This is a genomic window from Fictibacillus sp. KU28468 (assembly GCF_026153615.1).
Lineage (GTDB): Bacteria > Bacillota > Bacilli > Bacillales > Fictibacillaceae > Fictibacillus_C > Fictibacillus_C marinisediminis.
The window spans coordinates 266499-287549 of record NZ_CP110666.1 but is presented as its reverse complement, the minus strand read 5'-3'; the positions used below and the strand labels follow the sequence as shown (position 1 = coordinate 287549).

Below are 21051 nucleotides of genomic sequence, written 5' to 3'. Positions count from 1 at the left end.
GGTATTGTGGTCTCTCCGTAGCTCCGACCGTTATTAACTTAATGTTATCATAACAAGTTATGATGAAGTTTGCAAATGGTGCGCTCGAATTTTTTTTAGGCTGTATTCGTAACCTTTGTTGCTCTTGATAGTAGTTGATTTCCGTTCCAGGATGCTCGCTTTTACCGGCGTAAACGCCTACTTTCGCGGGGCGTGCGCTGAACCCCTCGGCGCAAGCGCCTGCGGGTTTCACCTGTCACGCTTGTCCCGCAGGACAAGGAAGGCTTCGGCAGCGTTATATCGCACGAAGAAAATGTGACGTTCATTTTCGAGGAGTCTCGCACCTTGCACTACAATCAACTTGTCAAAGAAGGCACTTTACAAAAATGTTCCCAAAGCAAAAATCTTTTAGAAACCACCCCTTATTTAAAAACTCGTGCTGCTTCAACGGCTTTTTTCCAGCCTTTGTATAGATCTTCGCGTTCTTTTTCTTCCATGGCGTTGTCAAAATCTTTTTCTACTTTCCATTTATCTGCAATGGCTTCACGGCCGCTCCAGAATCCTGTAGCAAGGCCCGCGAGATAAGCCGCACCTAAAGCCGTAGTTTCATTGATTTCCGGACGCTCCACCGGAACTCCAAGAATATCGGACTGGAATTGCATGAGGAAGTTGTTTTTCACCGCGCCGCCGTCCACGCGAAGCTTTTTCAGTTCAATGCCAGAATCAGCTTCCATGGCTGTCAAAACATCACGAGTCTGGTAAGCAAGGGACTCCAGCGTAGCACGCACAAAGTGTTCTTTTTTCGTTCCTCGCGTCAAGCCGAACACAGCTCCTCGTGCTTCACTGTCCCAATATGGCGTTCCGAGCCCAACGAAAGCCGGTACAACATACACTCCATCAGATGACGTAACACGCTCTGCAAGTTCTTCACTTTCAGGAGAAGTACGGATTAGCTGCAGGCCGTCTCGAAGCCATTGAACTGCTGAACCCGCTACAAAAATACTGCCTTCAAGCGCGTACTGTACCTTTCCGTCAATTCCCCAAGCAAGTGTAGTTAATAGCCCATGCTCAGATCTGACGGCCTTTTCTCCAGTATTCATGAGCATAAAGCAGCCGGTGCCGTACGTATTCTTCGCCATGCCTGTTTCAAAGCATGCTTGGCCGAAAAGTGCAGCCTGCTGGTCGCCGGCAATCCCTGCAATTGGAATGCTTTCACCGAAGAAGTGATAATCGATCGTTTGGCCGTAGACTTCTGAAGAAGATTTTACTTCAGGAAGCATGGATGCCGGAACGTCAAGGATATCAAGCAGGTCTTCATCCCATTTCAAATCGTAGATGTTATACATCAAGGTTCTTGAAGCGTTCGAGTAATCGGTAACGTGTGCTTGTCCCCCAGTCATTTTCCACAATAACCACGTATCAATCGTTCCGAAAAGAAGGTCGCCCTTTTCTGCCTTTTCACGTGCACCTTCCACGTTATCCAAGATCCATTTTACTTTTGTACCTGAAAAATACGCATCGATCAGCAGGCCTGTCCTGTCTCTGAATAGATCATTGTGTCCCTGCGCCTTTAGTTCTTCACAGATATCTGCCGTCTGTCTTGATTGCCAAACAATCGCATTGTAAACAGGCTTCCCGGTATTTTTGTCCCATACTACAGCTGTTTCACGCTGATTTGTAATCCCGATCGCCGCTATTTCTTTTGGAGAAGTGTTCGTTCCTTCCAGTACTTGGGCAACAACCGCAAGTATGCTTCCCCAGATCTCCTGGGCGTTATGTTCAACCCAGCCCGGCTTGGGGAAATGCTGTGTGAATTCCTTTTGTGCAACAGATACAACTTCGCCTTCTTTGTTAAAAAGAATTGCGCGTGAACTTGTTGTTCCTTGATCCAGTGCTAAAACATATTTCTTATCCATAGAAATAGCTCTCCTTTACAAATGAACTGGTTTTTATGCATTCTAATGTGTCTTTTGTGTGTTAGTTCTTTATTCTCTCACCGTGTCTGAGCCCTTGTGTACCGCTCTTGCCGGCAAGATGAGCCGCTGCAAATATCAATGCTGATAATACGGTCCAGCTCCAAAAGAAAGCGGTTACCTTGCCTTCAAACAATGCTTGATAAAGGAGTGCGCCAAATACTCCGCCTAAAATCGGGCCGACAACAGGAATCCAGGCATACTTCCAGTTAGATCCTCCCTTGCCGCTGATCGGCAAAAAGAAATGTGCCAGTCTCGGCCCAAGGTCACGTGCCGGGTTAATCGCATATCCGGTAGGTCCTCCGAGAGATAATCCAATCGCTACAATCAGGAAACCGACGATCAAAGGATTTAATCCTTCTGTAAATTTATTCGCTCCAATAGACAAAAGTCCTACCAGTAAAACAGCTGTTCCAATAAACTCACTTAAAAGATTCGATAATGTATGTGGAATTGCAGGGTCCGTAGAAAAAACGCCAAGTTTCACAGCTGGATCCTCTGTCTGTTCCCAGTGAGGCAGAAATTGAAAATAAACAATAATTCCGCCCAGGAAACCACCGAGCATCTGTGCAGCAATATACCCTGGAACCTGTGACCAGCTAAAGTCTCCAATTGCAGCCAATCCTAACGTAACCGCTGGATTTAAATGTGCCCCGCTGAACTTACCCACAGCGTATACAGCCATCGATACAGCAAGACCCCAGCCAAGACCCACAACAATCCACCCTCCGCCTTCTGCCTTGGATTTCTTTAAGCTAACATTGGCAACAACGCCGCCACCAAAAATAATTAAGATCATTGTTCCGATAATTTCTCCGAGTATCGGTGACATCCTTCAACACTCCTTTCCAAATTAGACAAGAGAATGGAAAATTTCTCTTAGCCTGCCCCATTAATGACATTTGGTGAAAAAAAAAGACCAGCAAAAATATCCCTTAAGTTATTGTAAGGGCTTTCGCTGATCTCCGATTCTCCATCAAATTATTAACTTGTCTAATATTTAATCACATCCTGAAAACGCTGTCAATGGGTAAGGATATGGAAAATTCATGCATCAGCTTTACCAGAGTTCCTTATCGGAAGTGGTCACCGCCACTGCCCCCCCTTGGATCGCCAGATCGATCTCTTCTTTTGTCCGGATCAATCCGCCTGCAAACACAGGAATACCCGTTTTTTCATGAACTTCTTTGATGATGTTCGGCATCAATCCAGGCAAGACTTCGATAAAATCAGGCTGTGTCTTCCCGATAATTTTATAGCTTGTTTCCAGTGCGATGGAATCAAGCAAAAATAACCGCTGTATGGCGGTTACACCTTTCTTTTTTGCCGTCGCAATGACATTTGACCGTGTTGAAATGATGCCAGCCGGCTTGATTTCCTGGCAGATAAATTCCGCAGCATATTCATCTGCTTTTAAACCATTGATCAAATCCGCATGGACAAATAGCTTTTTATTGGCCTGGCCGGCAATTTTCACCATACTTTTCAACTGAGCAATGTGACTGTCGAGAATGACGATGTATGTATACTCGCTGTTCAGTAACTGCTCAAGTTCCTTCCATTTGCGAACAGCCGGTAATATGGTTTGGTTTCTAAAGCTCATTTGTTTTTCCTCCAACATGCGGGTTTCCCTTATTATATACTTTTTCGTAAAAAAAAAGAAAAAGTTGCCAGGATTCTTCCTATAGTCACCCGAAATATCCCTTCTTGTGCAAAAAAAGCCTCCCTGGCCAAAGCCAGGGAGGCTTCTTACTTTATTTATCTGCGGCTCGCGAGCTCAATACGGTTGACCGCACGCCGAAGAGCAAGCTCTGCTCTTTTATGGTCGATATCATCTTGATTTGTTGCTGCCAGACGGCGCTCAGCACGCTCTTTAGCCGCTTGAGCACGTTCCATTTCAATCTCGCTTGCTAGTTCTGCAGATTGAGCAAGAACCGTTACTTTTTCAGGCCGGACTTCGATAAATCCACCGCTAACGGCCACATAAAGTGTTTTTCCATCCTGGTGCACACGAACTGCACTGATGGTTAAAGGAGCAACCAACGGAATATGTCCAGGCAAGACACCAAGCTCTCCGCTTTTTGCTTTTGCACTGACCATTTCTGCCGTTCCTTCAAACACGGGACCATCAGGGGTGACTACACTTACTTCTAACGTTTTCATTTCGTCTTACCCCCTTATAGGTTTAGACCATTGTCTTTGCTTTTTCAATAACATCTTCAATAGAACCTACAAGACGGAATGCATCTTCCGGAAGGTCGTCGTGCTTGCCTTCAAGGATCTCTTTGAATCCTTTGATGGTTTCTTTAACTGGAACATAAGATCCTTTTTGTCCGGTAAACTGCTCAGCAACGTGGAAGTTTTGAGATAAGAAGAATTGGATACGGCGTGCACGCTGTACAATCAATTTATCTTCTTCAGATAACTCGTCCATACCAAGGATCGCGATAATATCTTGTAATTCTTTATAGCGCTGCAATGTTTGCTGAACTTGGCGTGCTACATTGTAGTGTTCTTCTCCAACAACTTCAGGAGTAAGCCCACGTGAAGTAGAGGCCAATGGATCTACCGCAGGGTAGATACCCATGGCAGTCAATTTACGCTCAAGGTTAGTTGTTGCATCCAAGTGGGCAAACGCGGTTGCCGGAGCCGGGTCAGTATAGTCATCCGCAGGTACGTAGATCGCCTGGATGGATGTTACGGAACCTTTTTTCGTGGATGTAATACGCTCTTGCAATTGGCCCATTTCTGTTGCAAGTGTAGGCTGGTAACCTACCGCTGATGGCATACGGCCAAGAAGGGCAGATACTTCAGAACCTGCTTGCGTGAAACGGAAAATGTTGTCAACGAAGAACAGTACATCCTGGCCTTCTTCGTCACGGAAATATTCAGCCATAGTCAACCCGGAAAGTGCTACACGCGCACGTGCTCCAGGAGGCTCATTCATCTGGCCGAATACCATTGCTGTTTTCTTGATAACACCAGAATCGGTCATTTCGTGGAAAAGGTCATTACCTTCACGAGTACGTTCACCAACACCAGCAAATACGGAAAGACCGCCATGCTCTTGAGCGATGTTGTTGATCAATTCCTGGATAAGTACGGTTTTACCTACACCCGCACCTCCGAAAAGACCGATCTTACCACCCTTAACATAAGGAGCGATAAGGTCAACGACTTTAATACCAGTTTCAAGGATTTCAGTGCGTGTTGTAAGGTTTTCGAAAGTAGGTGCTCCGCGGTGAATCGGATCACGGCGAACATCAGCAGGAACCGGCTCTCCAAGGTCAATGTGGTCGCCAAGCACGTTAAATACGCGGCCAAGTGTCACGTTTCCTACAGGAACGGAGATCGGTTTGCCTGTATCATTGATTGCCATTCCACGTACAAGACCGTCAGTAGAATCCATCGCGATTGTACGGACGGTGTTGTCGCCAAGGTGAAGGGCTACTTCTAGAGTTAATTGAACGCCTTCAGCGTCAACAGTTAATGCATTCAAAAGTTCCGGAAGACTGCTGTCGAACTTTACATCAACAACAGGTCCGAGAATCTGAGTTATATAACCTTTATTCATCGTTTCCCCTCCTAACTTCTGGCACAAGTTTGTGCCGTGCATGCCTGAATGAGGCATAAAAAATCTATTCGAGTGCCGCAACCCCGCCGACAATCTCGGTAATTTCCTGAGTGATGGCCGCCTGGCGCTCACGGTTGTACGTAAGCGTAAACTGGCCGATCAATTCGTTCGCATTATCAGTTGCATTTCTCATTGCTGTCATACGAGAAGCATGCTCTGCTGCTTTAGCGTCCAATAACGCTCCGTAGATCAAGCTTTCAGCATACTGTGGAAGCAAGACTTCAAGAATTTCTTCTTCAGAAGGCTCGTACTCGTAGGAAGCAGTTGATGTGCTCGCTCCATCAAAGTCAGTCAGCGGAAGGACTTTCTTTTCCGTTAGTTCTGACTGGATGGCACTGACGAAATGATTATAGTACATGTAAAGCTCGTCGAATGTTTCGTTAGCATACAGATTGACTGCTTTGCTCGCGATCGCTTTAATGTCTGCAAAAGATGGCTGGTCAGCCAGACCGGTAATGCTGTCCAAGACCGGCATGCTGCGGCTCTTAAAGAAGTTAAGGCCTACCTTACCCACAACGATGATCGCATATTCATCAGGAGACTGATGGCGCTCTTTAATCGTACGGAAAACGTGACGAAGAACGTTGGAGTTATAGGCACCTGCCAAACCGCGGTCTGCTGTGATGACAAAATATCCCGTCTTTTTCACAGGGCGGCTCAAAAGCATAGGATGGCGTGCACTCTTGCTTCCTGAAGCAATGCTGGAAACGACCTCCTGGATTTTATCCATATAAGGAACAAATCGTTTGGCGTTTTGCTCAGCACGGTTCAAGGCAGCAGCGGATACCATCTCCATTGCTTTTGTAATCTGCTTTGTCTTTTTTGTTGCATCGATTCTAGCTTTTATATCTCGTAATGCCACTCGTATTCACCACCTTTTATTTAAGCTGGTTGCAGGATGCATGGGTGCATCCTGCGCAGTTATCTATTGAAAAACATATCGTTACTGTTAGCACTGGATCTGGCTTCAGTGCTCAGGCTCTCGAGGTCGCTTCACTCTCACTCCTCAACACAAAAAGCGTGTTGCTGTGTGAGAGTTCCAGCGCTTGTCGGCCCTAAGCGAGCACTTCAGCTTTTCTTATGCAAATACTTTTTTAAACGCTTTGATCGCGTTGTCCAGATCGTCGCCTTCTGGAAGTTTTCCAGTCGTTTTGATTTGGTCAAGAACGTCTTTAGTGTTTGTTTCCATGTATGCATGAAGCTCTTCTTCAAAGCGAGTTACATCCTCAACAGCTACATCGTCAAGATATCCTCTTGTTAATGCAAAAAGGCTGGCAACTTGAAGTTCTACGCGAAGCGGTTTGTGAAGTCCTTGTTTAAGTACTTCTACTGTACGCGCACCACGGTTAAGTTTCGCTTGAGTCGCTTTGTCCAGATCCGAACCGAACTGAGCAAATGCTTCAAGCTCACGGAAAGATGCAAGGTCAAGACGAAGGGTACCGGATACTTTGCTCATCGCTTTAATTTGAGCTGATCCCCCTACACGGGATACAGAGATACCTGCGTTAATCGCCGGACGTACACCAGAGAAGAACAGGTCAGACTGCAAGAAGATCTGTCCGTCTGTAATGGAGATAACGTTTGTCGGGATATAAGCAGATACGTCACTCGCTTGTGTTTCGATGAAAGGAAGTGCGGTAATAGAACCTCCGCCTAATTCATCGTTTAATTTCGCAGCACGCTCTAAAAGGCGTGAGTGAAGGTAGAAAACATCCCCTGGATAAGCTTCGCGGCCTGGAGGACGGCGAAGAAGCAAGGAAAGCTCACGGTATGCTGCTGCCTGTTTTGAAAGGTCATCATAAACGATCAATACGTGTTTTCCGTCCCACATGAACTCTTCAGCCATGGATACACCGGCATACGGCGCCAAGAAAAGAAGAGGTGCAGGCTGGGAAGCACCAGCAGAAACAACGATCGTGTAATCGAGAGCACCATGTTCGCGAAGAGTTTCAACAACACCAGCAACGGTGGACTCCTTTTGTCCGATCGCAACATAGATACAAATCATGTCCTGATCTTTTTGGTTGATGATCGTATCGATGGCTACAGCTGTTTTACCCGTTTGGCGGTCACCGATGATCAGCTCACGCTGTCCGCGTCCGATTGGAACGAGGGCATCGATCGCTTTGATTCCTGTTTGAAGCGGCTCATGTACAGACTTACGAGCCATTACTCCAGGAGCTTTTTGCTCGATCGGGCGTGTTTTCACTGTTTCTACCGGCCCTTTACCATCAATAGGAAGGCCAAGCGGGTTAACAACACGTCCTAAAAGCTCCGGTCCTACAGGAACTTCCATGATGCGTCCTGTACGTTTAACCTCGTCTCCTTCACGGATCTCCTGGTAAGGCCCAAGGATGATGATACCGACGTTGTTTTCTTCAAGGTTCTGGGCCATACCCATAACACCGTTAGAAAATTCAACAAGCTCACCAGCCATAACATTATCCAATCCATGCGCACGGGCAATACCGTCACCGACTTGAATAACTGTACCGACATCGTTAACTTCGATTTCAGACTGATAGTTTTCAATCTGTTTTTTTATTAAAGCACTGATTTCTTCAGCTTTAATGCTCATGAATTTCACCCCTATCTTTTTAGCCTTGCGTAGCGGCTAATTGACGTTCAATACGCTCTAGTTTCCCGCGGACACTTCCGTCAAAAATACGGTTGCCGATGCGGATTCTTACGCCCCCCACGAGGCTTTGGTCAATAATATTTTCAATGCGCAGCCGCTGCTTGCCCACTCGTTTCGCGAACGTTTCCTCAAGCTGGCGTTTTTCATCTTCAGATAACAAGCGTACAGAGTAAACAGTTGCATCAGCAATGCCGCGCGATTCATTTGCTAATCCAATGAATTGGCTGGCCATCTCAGTGATCAAACCTTGGCGGTTGCGGTCGATGAGCAAGAAAACTGTGTTCAGGACCGGTTCTGAAATGTCCGTGCCAATGCTTTCTTTTACGATTTGTTTTTTCTGCTGTACAGAAATTTTCGGGTGGTTTAAAATCTTTTCGATATCATGGTTTTGTTCCATGATGCTTTTAACGAGGCGAAGCTCAGCTTCTGCCTTATCAAGATTCTCTTGCCCTACTACTTCAAAAAGCGCTGATGCGTAACGTTTTGCAATTACAGTAAGATCTTTGCTCATCTAGCTTCGCCTGCCTCTTGAAGATAATCCTGGATTAACTTCTCCTGGCTGCGCTCATCTAGTTCTTTCGCAATGACTTTAGAAGCAATCATAACGGATAGAGAAGCGACTTCATTACGGAGAGTAGCCACAGCTTTTTCTCTTTCACTGGCAATGTCAGCAAGTGCTTCTTCTTTCACACGGTTGGCTTCGCCGCGGGCAGCCTGAATGATGGCTTCTCCTTGGACTTCACCTTGTTTTTTCGAATTTTCAATGATAGCTCTTGCTTCCTCACGCGCTTGTTTTAATTCTTGAATTTGTGCAGCGAGATGCTGTTCCGCTTCTTTGCGGTTTGTTTCTGCTGCTTCGATTTCATTTGTTATATAAGATTGACGCTCTTTCATGATGCCCATTAACGGACCCCATGCATACTTGCGTAACAAGAGCATTAAGATTATGAATGCTAGTAACTGGAAGAGAATATCTCCGCCGTTAACACCACCGGTTGCAGCACCTAAAATTAAGGATTGCACGGTATTTCCTCCCTTCAATAGGTCATACATAAGGAATGGCGAAGAAAAGTTCCAGTTTTGAAACATGCTTCGCCATTATTGAGATCTTTTTAAATCTTGCTGTTATTACTTCCCAAGAACGATAAATGCAATAACAACACCGATGATAGGAAGTGCTTCAACTAACGCAACCCCGATAAACATTGTTGTTTGAAGCGTACCGCGCAGTTCTGGTTGACGAGCAACCCCCTCAACTGTACGTCCTACGATAAGACCGTTACCAATACCTGCACCTAGTGCTGCTAGACCGATTGCAATTGCTGCTGCAATAAGATTCATTTTTGTATTACTCCCTTCTATTCCCCTGTAAATTTTATTTTTTTGTTCCCGGCTATTTGGCCGGAAACGGAAATTATATTAATTAATGGTCATCAGCCACTTTATGGGCTAAATAAACCATTGTTAACATGGTAAAGATAAATGCCTGGATAGCACCTACGAATACCGAGAACCCTTGCCATACAATCAATGGGAAGATTCCCAGAATACCAGCAAAGATACCTTGGTGTGAGAGACCCACGAGAAGGCCGAGAAGAATTTCACCGGCATAGATGTTACCGTAAAGCCGAAGACCCAGCGTAAGTGTGTTTGCGAATTCTTCAATCAGCTTTAATGGGAAGAAAAGCTTGAATGGTTTGAAGAATTCTGAACCATATGCTTTAGCACCCTTTAACTTCACTCCATAATAATGGCTTAAAACCACTACCATAACAGCGAGTGTCAATGTGATCGTCGGGTCTGCTGTCGGGGACTTCCACCATAATTCATGGCCAAAGGCTACCGCAAACGGCAGTCCCAGCATATTGGAGACAAAAATATACATAAGCAGCGTGAGCCCTAAAGTAAGAAAGCGTCCGCCGGTATGCCAATCCATAGTGCTATTAATGATTCCTTTTACAAAGTCCACTACCCATTCGAGGAAGTTTTGCATTCCGCCCGGTCTCATGGACAAGGCACGGGTAGCCAGTACAGCAATCAGGAAAACAATAAGTGATGAAACTGTAATCATCAATACGTTAGACAGGTTAAATTGCAAACCCATAAACGTATGTATCGGAGCTTCGTGTTCCACCTGTGTTCACCTCTTTTCCTTTGGAGTACGTATGGTTTTAGTTAGTGAATCTATTAACATGATAATATAGACCGTCATCAATCCAATTACCACACTTAACAAATTGAAGAATTGCGGGAATCTCATGGCAATTAGCGCCGCGAGACCTCCCATGAGAAGTCTTGATAATGAGCCCATTGTCCTGACTTTCTGCTGGTTAATGACTGCTTGTCCGAGCCGCTCGATACTGGAGTACATACTCCAGAGATTAAATAGACTGAACAGGGTGCCGAATGATAAACCGAGGAAGATGGATTTGCAGGACGTTACTCCGTATCCGAGGACAAAAAAAGAGAGCATAAAGAGTGTATACTTTATGTATCTTCTGTAGGTCATGGTGTACTCGGTCATTTGCGTTCTTCTCCTGATTGGTTGGATAATAAACGGATCATGCCATAAACGCCGGCTCCAAGCCCTAGAAACAAGCCAATGATGAGGAACAAAGGACTTGTTCCCGTGAAGCGATCCAGCCACATACCGCCGAAAAGTCCAAGCAATATACCTCCAACTAGTGTTGACAATATACCTGACATTAATGCCATTGCTTTATAAGGCCGTTTCCCGGTGCTCATCGCATGGACTCCTTCCGAAATATAAGCAAGAGTTCAAAATATTAGGAAACGCGCTAGTCTCCTAGTATGAAAACCTTACCATATTCCCTTTGTAAGAATACAATAGCGGTACCCCGGTGTCAACGCAATTAGGGGTTAAATATCATATAAATTGTGGAAAATCTGTCACAATTCCTATATGTTTATTCAAATGCTCTATAATATTGCTTTTCCCTAGGAAAATCCCCGTATATTACACAATATTAAATGTTCATTTATGTATAAAATTCAGGTTTTTGCAGACACTTTTGAGTGATATCGAATCACGAGGAGGCTATCACTTGAAACTTACTAAAACAGGATTTTTATTTGCTTTCTTTTTGATGATTTTAGGGGCATGCATGAACAATGCAAACGACCGGAAAAATAATGTGGAACCCCATCAGACCGGTTACTACGAAGACCAGAACCGGAACAACAGGGTCAACATATCAACCGAGCCCATGCGGCAGGATTACGCAAAGTGGGGGAAAATCGCTCTTGAACGGACAAAAGAGAAGTATCCAAACAGCGCGATCAGCGACTATCAGTACGATACTCGCCGCGTCAATGCTGACGGAACCGTCATTGATTTCTTTGACTTCATCGTAACCGAGAACAATGTAGAAAAAGACATTAAAGTAAAAGTTCTCCATAACCCGGACAACGGAAACCTCATTTCCGTAGCGTTTGAGGAGATTAGTTGATTGGATTTTAGTAAGGAACGCTCCGTTTCTGTTCATTCCGGGATGCCCGGGGTGAGTGGAGGGGCGTTTTTAATTTTTGCGGGCAAGTTGATGGATTTATTAGGGGATTTTCTTTAAAAATCAGTCAAAAGGAGTTTAGTTGCTGTATTTTTAGCTCGAATTGCATGAAGGAGCTCTATAAGGGGGGGAAATCCAGCTTCAAATAAAAAAATCAGTCAAAATAGAGGAAGGCTAGGGTGACCTGGATTTTTATTATCGAATTCCTGATTTTATTATCGAAAATCTCTTTTTATTATTGAAAACGTTGATATATTATCGAAACGTCCACATTTTTTATCGAACCGTTTATCCACGACACATTTTGACACGATTCGCTACATTTATTCCCCCTTCCATCATTTCGCCCACAAAAAAAGAAGCATCGGAGACTTCCGCCGGTGCTTCTTCAACTTCGCTTATTTTGTTCCGAAAAGACGATCCCCTGCATCACCAAGACCAGGAACGATATAGCCGTGGTCATTGAGTTTCTCATCAAGGGCTGCCAAATAGATGTCCACTTCAGGATGGTCTTTGTTGATCAATTCGATTCCTTCAGGAGCAGCAACGAGACACATCAACTTAATGTTTTTCGCACCGCGGTTCTTCAGGGAAGTAATAGCTGCAGCGGCTGAACCGCCAGTTGCCAGCATCGGATCGATCACAATAAAGTCGCGCTCTTCCACATCGGATGGAAGCTTAACGTAGTATTCAACTGGCAAAAGTGTTTCCGGGTCGCGATATAGACCTACATGCCCAACTTTCGCTGCTGGAATCAATTTTAAGATGCCATCTACCATTCCAAGACCAGCACGGAGAATCGGTACAAGTCCCAGCTTTTTCCCGGCAATTACTTTCATTTGCGCTTCAGCTACAGGAGTTTGAATGGTTACCTCCTCAAGCGGAAGATCCCGCGTGATTTCAAAAGCCATCAATCCCGCTACTTCATCCACAAGCTCACGAAATTCCTTTGTTCCTGTTTCAATGTCACGAATATGTGTTAATTTATGCTGTATCAATGGATGATCCAGAACAAAAACATTACCCATCCTGCTACCTCTCCTTTTTCACAACGGGCTTGTCCACCCGAGCTTTTTCTTTGCACATAACCTCTTCCGCATTTTACAGAAAAAAAGGAGCCACTTCAAGGATTAAAAAGCTTCCAATTCGAAAAACATGAGGCTGCCCAATATGGCTATAACACTGAAAGGTGCTGTCTATCTGGAAGTAGTTCGTTCCAGGCTGCTCGCTTTCCGCGGGGCGTGCGCTGAACCCCTCGGCGGGTTTCACCTTTCACGCGCGTCCCGCTGGAGTCTCACACCTTACACTCCAATCAACTTGTCAATGGAGATTGTTTTGCAAGTAATGACTCCACAATCAAAATTTTTTTAAAAGGAGCTGCCAGAAGGTCCGTTTATGACTTTCTGGCAGCTCCTGCGGCAAGACGGTTATCCTTTTTGCTCAATATGATCATGCTCACTGTAATGATCACAAAGGCTGTGAAGGCGAGCATCGGGATCGTAATAAAGCCCAGCCAGTTGATATAATCCTGCGAACAAGGCACACCTGATGTGCATACTTCAAATTCCTGCAATGCCGGAATCTTTTGCAGTGCGATGTGATAGCCTGACACAAATATACCTAAAACAGAGAGAGGCAGCACATAACGGGCAATTCTGCTGTCCTGATGGTAGAAAGCCACACCGAGAAATACGGCGAGCGGGTACATCAGGATCCTCTGGTACCAGCAAAACGTACACGGAACGTAATGCATGACCTCACTGAAGTAAAGTGAGCCGATGACCGCGATGATGGCCGTCAGCCAGCTCAGCAACAAAGGCTTGTTCATCTTACTTCTTCCCTTTCGCTGCTTCTTCTACTTGTTTCTTAAAGTCTCCGTACGTGCTTCCTGTAAACCTTTTGCCGTTTACAAAGAGTGTCGGAGTAGAGTCCACGTTTAGCTTGCTTACGAGTGCCTCATCCTTCTTTACGTCCTCATCATGATTCGAGCTGCCGAAAGCCTTTTTCACTTTGGCCGCATCTTTTTCAGACGTCGCTTCTGCCAGCGTCTTCACCAGGAAGTCCTCTTTAAAGATATCCCGGTGTTCGTCTTTTGGGTCTGCGGGCTGCTTTTTATATAAGAGCTCGTGGAACTTCCAAAAGCTGTCGTTGCCTAGTTCCGCATACACGGTTTCCGCAAACTGTGCCGATCGCCTTGAATCTACGTTGATGAACGGGTAGTTGATAAAATAAAACTTTATTTTTCCTGTTTTAATCAGGTCTTTATCAACTTCAGGGAAAAATGACATGTTGAAATTTTTGCAGATCGGGCATTTATAATCCCCAAATTCAATAACCTTCACATCAGCAGATTGATCACCTAAGTAAGGCTGCCCTTTATAATCAATCGAGACATTTTGATTCGAGTCTTTCCCCTTGTCCCCCGGATTGCCCACAAATAAGATGACAATGATACCTAACGCAATAATACCGATCATCCAGAAAATCCAGCTTGATGATTTCTGGTTCTTGTTTCGAACATAGTTCTTCGTCTGAGATTTTGCCTTGCTCTTTCCTTTTGGTTTTTGTTTAGCCATCTTTTCACCTCTACTACCTTAAATTTATATACTAACTATTCAATCACAGATCAATTCTCCTTAAGAGTATACAAGTTTTCTGCAATTTACAAATGAACATTCTCTTAACTTTACGGAATTTAAGCGAGGTGTGATTGAACCGCCAGCTATCACCTCCCGCCTTTGAGGTAAAAGACTTGGGGGCTATTCTAAAAGATTGTTGCTTTGGGAACATTTAGTTGATTTGAGTGCAAGGTGCGAGACTCCTCGAAAATGAATTTCACATTTTCTTCGTGCGATATAACGCCGCCGAAGCCTTCCTTGTCCTGCGGGGGTAGCGTGACAGGTAAGACCCAAAGGCGCTTGCGCCGTGGGGCTTAACGCACGCCCCGGTAAAAGCGAGCATCCTGAAACGGAAATCAACCACTCCTAAGGAGCAACAAAGGTTACGAAACAGCCAACTACAAAAAAAGACGCCTTTAAGGGCGCCTTTTTCTTTCATCTCTTTTCTTACTCGTACAGCTTATACTTCCCGGCAAGAGCAGCTACACGCTCGCTTGCTTCCTTCAATGCTTCTTCACCATCAGGATTTTTAACAACAAGCGCGATCAGGGATGCAATTTCATCCATGTCTTCAAGTCCGAAGCCACGGGATGTAACAGCAGCAGTACCGATACGGATTCCGCTTGTTACAAACGGGCTTTCAGTATCGAATGGAATCGTGTTTTTGTTTACGGTAATACCGACATCATCCAATGCTTTTTCAGCAATCTTGCCCGTAATGCCGAGCTTGCTTACGTCAATCAGGATCAAATGATTGTCTGTGCCATCGGACACAAGCGTGATTCCTTCTTTTTTAAGAGAATCAGCCAGCCTTTTTGCGTTATCAATGATTTGTCCGGCATACGTTTTAAAGTCTTCGCTTAATGCTTCGCCAAATGCGACAGCTTTAGCTGCAATGACATGCATAAGGGGTCCACCCTGGATTCCAGGGAAAATGGATTTATCAATTTTCTTGGCAAACTCTTCTTTACAGAAAATCATTCCGCCGCGAGGGCCGCGCAATGTTTTATGCGTAGTTGTTGTTACAAAATCAGCGTAAGGAACCGGATTCTCATGAAGCCCCGCTGCCACAAGCCCAGCGATATGCGCCATGTCTACCATGAGATACGCTCCTGCTTCATCGGCAATCTCACGGAACTTTTTGAAATCAATAGCTCTTGGATAGGCACTCGCACCAGCCACGATCACTTTCGGCTTATGCTCAAGCGCTTTTTGGCGGACATCCTCATAGTTGATGAGATGAGTTTCTTTGTCCACCCCGTACTCAACAAAATTGTACAAAACGCCGGAAAAGTTAACTGGGCTTCCGTGAGTCAAATGCCCTCCGTGTGATAGATTCATTCCGAGGACAGTGTCACCTGGCTCCAATACGGTAAAATACACAGCCATATTCGCCTGTGCACCGGAATGAGGCTGAACGTTGACATGTTCCGCTCCAAAGATTTTCTTGGCACGGTCTCTTGCTAAATCCTCAGCTACGTCAACATATTCGCATCCTCCGTAATAACGGCGTCCAGGATATCCTTCCGCGTACTTGTTGGTCAGTACGGATCCTTGAGCCTCCATTACCGCCTGACTTACAAAGTTTTCTGATGCAATAAGCTCAATCTTATTCCGCTGACGGCCTAGTTCATCCTGTATAGCAGCAAAAACTTCTTGATCTTGAACAGCTAGCTTTTCCAAGTGTGCGCATCCCCTTCGTGTAAAAGTCCTTAATTCAAACCCATTGTAACATAGCCTTCCGGGGATTTGTTACGTCTCTTTTAATTTAAAAAAGAGTAGGCGCTTCCATTTTTTCAGGTAAGTAGGAGCTGTCCAATAAGCCGTTAGCAAGCATAGAAACAGGATGTCTATCTGGCAGCAGTTAATTTCCGTTCCAGGCTGCTCGCTTTCCGCGGGGCGTGCGCTGAACCCCTCGGCGCTTGCGCCTGCGGGTTTCACCTGTCACGCTCATCCCGCCGGAGTCTAGCACCTTCCACTCCAATCAACTAATCAAAGAAGATGCCTTTCTAAACAAAGGAGCTGCCAGAAGGTCAATTTACTATGACTTTCTGGACAGCTCCTCCTTACGGTTATTTTTCCAGCCTTTTTCTTTGGAAATCGGCAATCTGTTTATACTCATCCTCCAGGCTCCGTGAGACGGATAGGAAGATGGACATCAGATCCTGATACGTATCGACGTTTTCAGGGTTTGGCTTGTGCTGATACGTGCTGCCGACCATCTCGGATACAATGGAGAAATCATCAATTTCTTCTAATGCATACAATCCAAGGATGACCGCCCCGAGACAAGAGCTTTCGAAACTCTCAGGAATCGTCACATCTTGATTGAAGATGTCAGCCATCATCTGCCGCCAAAGAGCAGAACGGGCAAACCCGCCAGTCGCCTGCACCCCTTTTGGAATCCCGATTAATTCCTGAAGAGCGAGCAAGACACTGTAAAGGTTGAAAATAACTCCTTCGAGCACCGCCCGGATCATATGCTCTTTTTTATGGTAGAGAGCAAGCCCAAAGAATGAGCCGCGCGCATTGGCGTTCCAGAGCGGCGCTCGTTCCCCTGCCATGTACGGGTGAAATAAAAGCCCGTCGGCTCCGGGAGAGACCTTTTTTGCGATCTCAGTCAGCATCTCGTAAGGATCGACTCCCAGGCGCTTTGCTGTTTCTGCTTCAGCGGCACCGAACTGGTCTCTGACCCATCGGAACGTCATGCCGCCGTTGTTTACAGGTCCCCCGATCACCCAATGTTTATCTGTCAGCGCATAACAGAACGTCCGGCCTTTCTGGTCGGTGATCGGCCTGTCACTGACCGTACGGATGGCACCGCTTGTCCCGATCGTAACGGCAACAACACCCGGTTCAATCGCGTTAACACCAAGGTTGGAAAGCACGCCGTCACTGGCTCCGATAATAAACGGAGTTTCCGTGCGTAAGCCCAGTTTCTCGGCAAGTTCAGGCGCAAGCCCTTTTACAACATGGGTAGTCGGAACAAGCGTGGAAAGTTTTTCACTCGTAATGCCGGCAATGCTCAATGCTTCCTCATCCCATTCCAGCTTTTCAAGGTTCATCATTCCTGTTGATGATGCGATGGAATAGTCGATAAGAAACTCTCCGAAAAGCTTGTAAAACACATACTCTTTGATCCCGATGAACTTATGTGCAAGCGTATAGGCTTCATTCAGTTCATGCTTCATCCAGAGAAGCTTTGACAGCGGCGACATCGGGTGGATCGGTGTACCTGTTCTTAAGTAAACTTCATGGCCGTTCAGATCTTCCTTAATTTTTTCTGCATAGGAAGCACTTCTGTTATCCGCCCACGTGATACTCTTCGTCAGTGCATTCCCCTTGGCATCCACTGCAATGACACTGTGCATTGCTGAACTGAATGAGATCAGCTCCAGATCATCCGGAGAAACGAGACTCTCTGCCATATTTTGTTTAATACAGGTAAATACGGCTCTCAAAATTTCTTCCGGTTCCTGCTCTGCAGTAGACGGCGTTGGACTTAACAGCGGATAGCCCACTGTATGCTGAGAAATGACAGCTCCTTTTCGGTCAAATATCACTGCTTTCGTACTCGTTGTCCCGATGTCCACACCCATCAAGTACTTTTTTGAATCCATACCTACCATCCTTTCCGATCTTACACTTGCCTGTCTATAGCTTAGTATGTAACGAAGTCTGTTTGAAATTACATAATAAAAAGAGAGGGGCTGTCCAAGAAGTCTGTAAGCTGTTGATTTCCGTTCCAGGCTGCTCGCTTTCCGCGGGGCGTGCGGTGAGCCTCTTGGTGCAAGCACCGGCGGGGAGTCTCACCTGTCACGCTAGTCCCGCAGGAGTCTCGCATCTTCCACTTCAATTAACTTTTCATTGAAGATTTTTCAAGCCAAAAAGGGGCTGCCTGAAGGTCAATTTTCGACTTTCTGGACAGCCCCCCTTTGCTTGAAATTATTTTTTTACCACTGCATGCCCGCCGAATTCATTGCGAAGAGCAGCTACTACCTTGCCTGTGAACGTATCGTCCTCAAGTGAACGGTAGCGCATCATGAGGGAAAGGGCGATAACCGGTGCTGGAACTTGAAGGTCCAGTGCAGCTTCCACTGTCCATTTTCCTTCTCCAGAAGAGTTCATCACACCTTTAATGCCTTCAAGCTTAGGATCTTTGGAGAATGCGTTCTGAGTCAGCTCCATGAGCCAAGATCGGACAACTGAACCGTGGTTCCACATTTTCGCAACGGCTTCATAGTCATAATCAAACTGGCTTTTCTCAAGAACTTCGAATCCTTCAGCGATCGCCTGCATCATACCGTACTCGATGCCGTTGTGAACCATTTTTAAGAAATGTCCGCTTCCGACTTTTCCTGTATAGAGGTAGCCGTTTTCCACGGAAAGATCTTTGAAAATCGGTTCGATGATTTCAAATACTTCAGGTTCTGCACCAATCATTGTACAAGCACCGTTTCGTGCTCCGTCAGTGCCCCCGCTTGTCCCTACATCGACAAAGTGAAGCTCTTTTTCTTTTAACTCTTCTGCACGCCGCAGTGTATCTTTATAGTTGGAGTTTCCGCCGTCGATCACAATATCTCCAGGCTCCAATACGTTTTTCAGTTCAGCAAGAACATCTTCCGTTATGTTTCCCGCAGGTACCATCATCCAAACCACACGCGGTGTGCTTAGACCGCTGACTAGTTCTTTGATCGATTCAACGCCTGTTGCTCCATCGTTCGTAATATTTTTCACCTGTTCTTTGTTCACGTCTGTCGCTACTACCTCGTGGTTGTGGTCGAGCAGATTAAGAACAAGATTGTAACCCATTTTACCAAGGCCGATCATTCCGATTTGCATATATAAATGCCCCTTTCAAATAAACCATGATTACGGTTTGTGAAAATTTTTTTCTTCCATCGCTATTATATACTAAAAATTTTTCCGTTTACAAGAAAATAAATTTCATATTATGATAGAGCCAAACGTCACGGTACAAGAAAGGAAGAACGAACATGGCAGCTTCAAACTGTTTATCCAAAATTCGCTCTTCTTATGGCATATTAAGCGAAAAAGAAAAAAAGATTGCCGACTTTATATTGGAGGATCCTCAAAATATCATCCACTCGAGCATTAATGAAGTGGCTGATCATTTGGAGGTAGCGGATGCGACGGTCTTCCGGTTTTGTAAAAGGCTGGGCTTCAAGGGATTTCAAGCATTAAAAATTGCACTTGCCTCTGATATTGTCGGCCCGCTTCAGGATATCCATGAGACCATATTAGAAAGCGACACACCTGCCCAGATCGCCCAAAAAGTATTTCAATCCAACATCGGCACACTCGAAGATACCCGGCAGATGCTGGATGAAAAAAGTTTTCAGGCGTCTGTCGATTGCCTGCTCGCCGCTCAAAAGATCGAATTCTACGGAAACGGCGGATCAGGCATCATCGCTATGGACGCTCATCATAAATTTATCCGTACCGGCAAACCAAGCATCGCTTATACCGATACGCACTTTCAGCTAATGTCTGCCTCCCAGCTGACGGAGCGGGATGTGGCTCTCTTTATCTCCCATTCCGGAACAAATAAGGATTTGCTGCACGTCATGAGGGTGGCGAAAGAGAACGGCTGCCGCACCATCTCGCTTACCGATTATGCAAAGTCTCCGCTCAGTGAGAAGGCTGATATCTCCCTGCATACGATCTCGAGGGAGACTGAATTCCGGTCTGAAGCACTCTCTTCCCGGATTGCACAGCTCAGTATTATCGATGCACTCTATGTGAATGTGATGATGGCCGGCAAGGAAGAAGCAAAAAAATCGCTGCAGCGCATGCGGTCGGCGATTTCGGAGAAGAAGTTCTAACAAGAAACTGCAGAGGGGAAGATTTACTTGCGGAATTGATACTTTTACTTGCGGTTCGACATGGTTTACTTACGGAATCTCTGCGTTTACTTGCGAAAATCGCCCACTTACTTGCAAAAATGCTTCAAAGACTTGCAAAACCCAGCATTTTCATAAGAAACCACCCTCTCCAGCACAAAAAAAACCGCCATTCTACAGGCGGTTTTTTTCTTTATCTATTAAAAGCAGCGGATGTCTTCCTTGGATGGATATACAGCACGCTCTCCGCCAATCAGCTTTGGCCTTGTTTTGGCGAGGGTAACGTGGGCTTCCCCGATGCTTTTTACTTCCGTTCTTACGGGTACAGCAACATGTTTCAGATGCATGCCGATAAAGGTATCCCCGATATCAATTCCGGCATCTGCTTTAATGTATTCGACGACGACTGGATCATTTAGATGATGGAAGGCATAGGTGGCGAGTGCGCCGCCTGCCGAACGCGCAGGCACAACCCGGACTTCTTCATATCGAAGCCTGTCAGCGATCTCACGCTCCATCACAAGTGCTCTGTTCAAATGCTCACAGCATTGAAAGGCAAGAGCGACCTGACTTTCTTCCTGAAAGGTTTTAACCCCGTTATAAAGAGCTTGAGCCGCTTCCATCGTTCCGGAAGTGCCAATTTTCCCTCCGGTTACTTCACTCGTACTGGCCCCTACGACCAGCAGCTGTCCAGGCTTTAACTGGGCTTGTTTTTGTAAATCAGATAGTGCATGAAAGACCTGCTTCTCAACAGTTTGCAGCTGGTCACTCATTGGTTGAATCGTCCCTTCTTTTGAGGTGAGAATCAGCGTCCAGCC

At 45.6% G+C, this 21051-nt stretch carries 24 protein-coding genes; 4 read left to right on the top strand and 20 right to left on the bottom strand.

Annotation, left to right across the window (positions count from 1 at the left end; all coding sequences use genetic code 11):
• Nucleotides 1-401: 401 nt before the first annotated feature.
• From glpK to OKX00_RS01450, 13 genes are all read right to left on the bottom strand, one after another.
• Nucleotides 402-1895 (bottom strand): glycerol kinase GlpK, encoded by a 1494-nt coding sequence (glpK, locus tag OKX00_RS01510; RefSeq protein ID WP_265409123.1) that lies wholly within the window; start codon nucleotides 1893-1895, stop codon nucleotides 402-404.
• A gap of 61 nt (nucleotides 1896-1956) precedes the next feature.
• The gene (locus OKX00_RS01505; RefSeq protein ID WP_091009338.1) at nucleotides 1957-2784 is read right to left on the bottom strand and encodes an MIP/aquaporin family protein; all 828 of its coding nucleotides are present in this window, start codon (nucleotides 2782-2784) and stop codon (nucleotides 1957-1959) included.
• A 228-nt stretch (nucleotides 2785-3012) separates the two neighbouring features.
• Nucleotides 3013-3555, bottom strand: a complete 543-nt coding sequence (locus OKX00_RS01500) for a glycerol-3-phosphate responsive antiterminator (protein ID WP_053356479.1) — start codon at nucleotides 3553-3555, stop codon at nucleotides 3013-3015.
• 155 nt (nucleotides 3556-3710) lie between these two features.
• On the bottom strand, nucleotides 3711-4115 hold the full coding sequence (locus OKX00_RS01495) for a F0F1 ATP synthase subunit epsilon (protein WP_053356478.1): 405 nt from the start codon (nucleotides 4113-4115) through the stop codon (nucleotides 3711-3713).
• A gap of 22 nt (nucleotides 4116-4137) precedes the next feature.
• Nucleotides 4138-5526 carry a F0F1 ATP synthase subunit beta gene (gene atpD, locus OKX00_RS01490; RefSeq protein WP_053356477.1) on the bottom strand — a complete coding sequence of 463 codons (1389 nt, stop codon included), beginning with the start codon at nucleotides 5524-5526 and terminating at the stop codon, nucleotides 4138-4140.
• Between the two features lie 64 nt (nucleotides 5527-5590).
• Nucleotides 5591-6454, bottom strand: coding sequence for an ATP synthase F1 subunit gamma (atpG, locus tag OKX00_RS01485; protein ID WP_091009334.1), 864 nt, complete (start codon nucleotides 6452-6454; stop codon nucleotides 5591-5593).
• A 210-nt stretch (nucleotides 6455-6664) separates the two neighbouring features.
• The gene (gene atpA, locus OKX00_RS01480) at nucleotides 6665-8164 is read right to left on the bottom strand and encodes a F0F1 ATP synthase subunit alpha (protein ID WP_053356476.1); all 1500 of its coding nucleotides are present in this window, start codon (nucleotides 8162-8164) and stop codon (nucleotides 6665-6667) included.
• A 19-nt stretch (nucleotides 8165-8183) separates the two neighbouring features.
• Entirely contained in the window at nucleotides 8184-8735 is a 552-nt protein-coding gene (locus OKX00_RS01475; protein WP_265409122.1) for a F0F1 ATP synthase subunit delta, read from the bottom strand.
• Entirely contained in the window at nucleotides 8732-9277 is a 546-nt protein-coding gene (gene atpF / locus OKX00_RS01470) for a F0F1 ATP synthase subunit B (protein WP_062238493.1), read from the bottom strand. Before atpF ends, OKX00_RS01475 begins: the two co-directional genes overlap by 4 nt.
• Nucleotides 9278-9352: 75 nt before the next feature.
• A complete protein-coding gene (gene atpE / locus OKX00_RS01465; RefSeq protein WP_061973519.1) occupies nucleotides 9353-9565 on the bottom strand; it encodes a F0F1 ATP synthase subunit C in 213 nt (70 codons plus the stop codon).
• An 82-nt stretch (nucleotides 9566-9647) separates the two neighbouring features.
• Complete coding sequence (gene atpB / locus OKX00_RS01460; protein ID WP_062238317.1) at nucleotides 9648-10358, bottom strand: F0F1 ATP synthase subunit A; 711 nt, start codon at nucleotides 10356-10358, stop codon at nucleotides 9648-9650.
• Nucleotides 10359-10364: 6 nt separating this feature from the next.
• Nucleotides 10365-10748 (bottom strand): ATP synthase subunit I, encoded by a 384-nt coding sequence (locus OKX00_RS01455; RefSeq protein ID WP_265409121.1) that lies wholly within the window; start codon nucleotides 10746-10748, stop codon nucleotides 10365-10367.
• Nucleotides 10745-10969, bottom strand: coding sequence for an AtpZ/AtpI family protein (locus OKX00_RS01450; protein WP_248254407.1), 225 nt, complete (start codon nucleotides 10967-10969; stop codon nucleotides 10745-10747). Before OKX00_RS01450 ends, OKX00_RS01455 begins: the two co-directional genes overlap by 4 nt.
• A gap of 320 nt (nucleotides 10970-11289) precedes the next feature.
• Here OKX00_RS01450 and OKX00_RS01445 point away from each other — a divergent pair, with 320 nt between their 5' ends.
• Nucleotides 11290-11694 (top strand): DUF3889 domain-containing protein, encoded by a 405-nt coding sequence (locus OKX00_RS01445; protein WP_265409120.1) that lies wholly within the window; start codon nucleotides 11290-11292, stop codon nucleotides 11692-11694.
• Nucleotides 11695-12149: 455 nt separating this feature from the next.
• Here the strand turns inward: OKX00_RS01445 and upp are convergent, their stop codons facing one another.
• Nucleotides 12150-12779 (bottom strand): uracil phosphoribosyltransferase, encoded by a 630-nt coding sequence (gene upp, locus OKX00_RS01440; RefSeq protein WP_265409119.1) that lies wholly within the window; start codon nucleotides 12777-12779, stop codon nucleotides 12150-12152.
• A gap of 142 nt (nucleotides 12780-12921) precedes the next feature.
• Here upp and OKX00_RS01435 point away from each other — a divergent pair, with 142 nt between their 5' ends.
• Entirely contained in the window at nucleotides 12922-13122 is a 201-nt protein-coding gene (locus tag OKX00_RS01435; RefSeq protein ID WP_265409118.1) for a hypothetical protein, read from the top strand.
• Nucleotides 13123-13144: 22 nt separating this feature from the next.
• Here the strand turns inward: OKX00_RS01435 and OKX00_RS01430 are convergent, their stop codons facing one another.
• The 4 genes from OKX00_RS01430 to gntK form a co-directional block, all read right to left on the bottom strand.
• A complete protein-coding gene (locus OKX00_RS01430; RefSeq protein ID WP_265409117.1) occupies nucleotides 13145-13579 on the bottom strand; it encodes a disulfide oxidoreductase in 435 nt (144 codons plus the stop codon).
• 1 nt (nucleotide 13580) lies between these two features.
• Nucleotides 13581-14327: a DsbA family protein gene (locus tag OKX00_RS01425; protein ID WP_265409116.1), complete on the bottom strand. Its 747-nt coding sequence runs from the start codon at nucleotides 14325-14327 to the stop codon at nucleotides 13581-13583.
• Nucleotides 14328-14816: 489 nt separating this feature from the next.
• Nucleotides 14817-16052 (bottom strand): serine hydroxymethyltransferase, encoded by a 1236-nt coding sequence (gene glyA / locus OKX00_RS01420; RefSeq protein ID WP_265409115.1) that lies wholly within the window; start codon nucleotides 16050-16052, stop codon nucleotides 14817-14819.
• A 389-nt stretch (nucleotides 16053-16441) separates the two neighbouring features.
• Nucleotides 16442-17989, bottom strand: a complete 1548-nt coding sequence (gene gntK, locus OKX00_RS01415) for a gluconokinase (protein WP_265409114.1) — start codon at nucleotides 17987-17989, stop codon at nucleotides 16442-16444.
• A 113-nt stretch (nucleotides 17990-18102) separates the two neighbouring features.
• On the opposite strand from gntK, the gene OKX00_RS01410 reads away from it, so the two are divergent.
• Nucleotides 18103-18240 carry a hypothetical protein gene (locus OKX00_RS01410; protein ID WP_265409113.1) on the top strand — a complete coding sequence of 46 codons (138 nt, stop codon included), beginning with the start codon at nucleotides 18103-18105 and terminating at the stop codon, nucleotides 18238-18240.
• A 74-nt stretch (nucleotides 18241-18314) separates the two neighbouring features.
• Here OKX00_RS01410 and gnd read toward each other — a convergent pair whose 3' ends face one another.
• On the bottom strand, nucleotides 18315-19211 hold the full coding sequence (gene gnd / locus OKX00_RS01405) for a phosphogluconate dehydrogenase (NAD(+)-dependent, decarboxylating) (protein ID WP_053356463.1): 897 nt from the start codon (nucleotides 19209-19211) through the stop codon (nucleotides 18315-18317).
• Nucleotides 19212-19366: 155 nt separating this feature from the next.
• Between gnd and OKX00_RS01400 the strand changes: the two genes are divergently transcribed.
• Complete coding sequence (locus OKX00_RS01400; RefSeq protein WP_265409112.1) at nucleotides 19367-20215, top strand: MurR/RpiR family transcriptional regulator; 849 nt, start codon at nucleotides 19367-19369, stop codon at nucleotides 20213-20215.
• A gap of 218 nt (nucleotides 20216-20433) precedes the next feature.
• On the opposite strand, the gene OKX00_RS01395 is transcribed toward OKX00_RS01400, so the two are convergent.
• Nucleotides 20434-21006, bottom strand: coding sequence for a TIGR01440 family protein (locus OKX00_RS01395; protein WP_053356460.1), 573 nt, complete (start codon nucleotides 21004-21006; stop codon nucleotides 20434-20436).
• Between the last annotated feature and the right edge of the window lie 45 nt (nucleotides 21007-21051).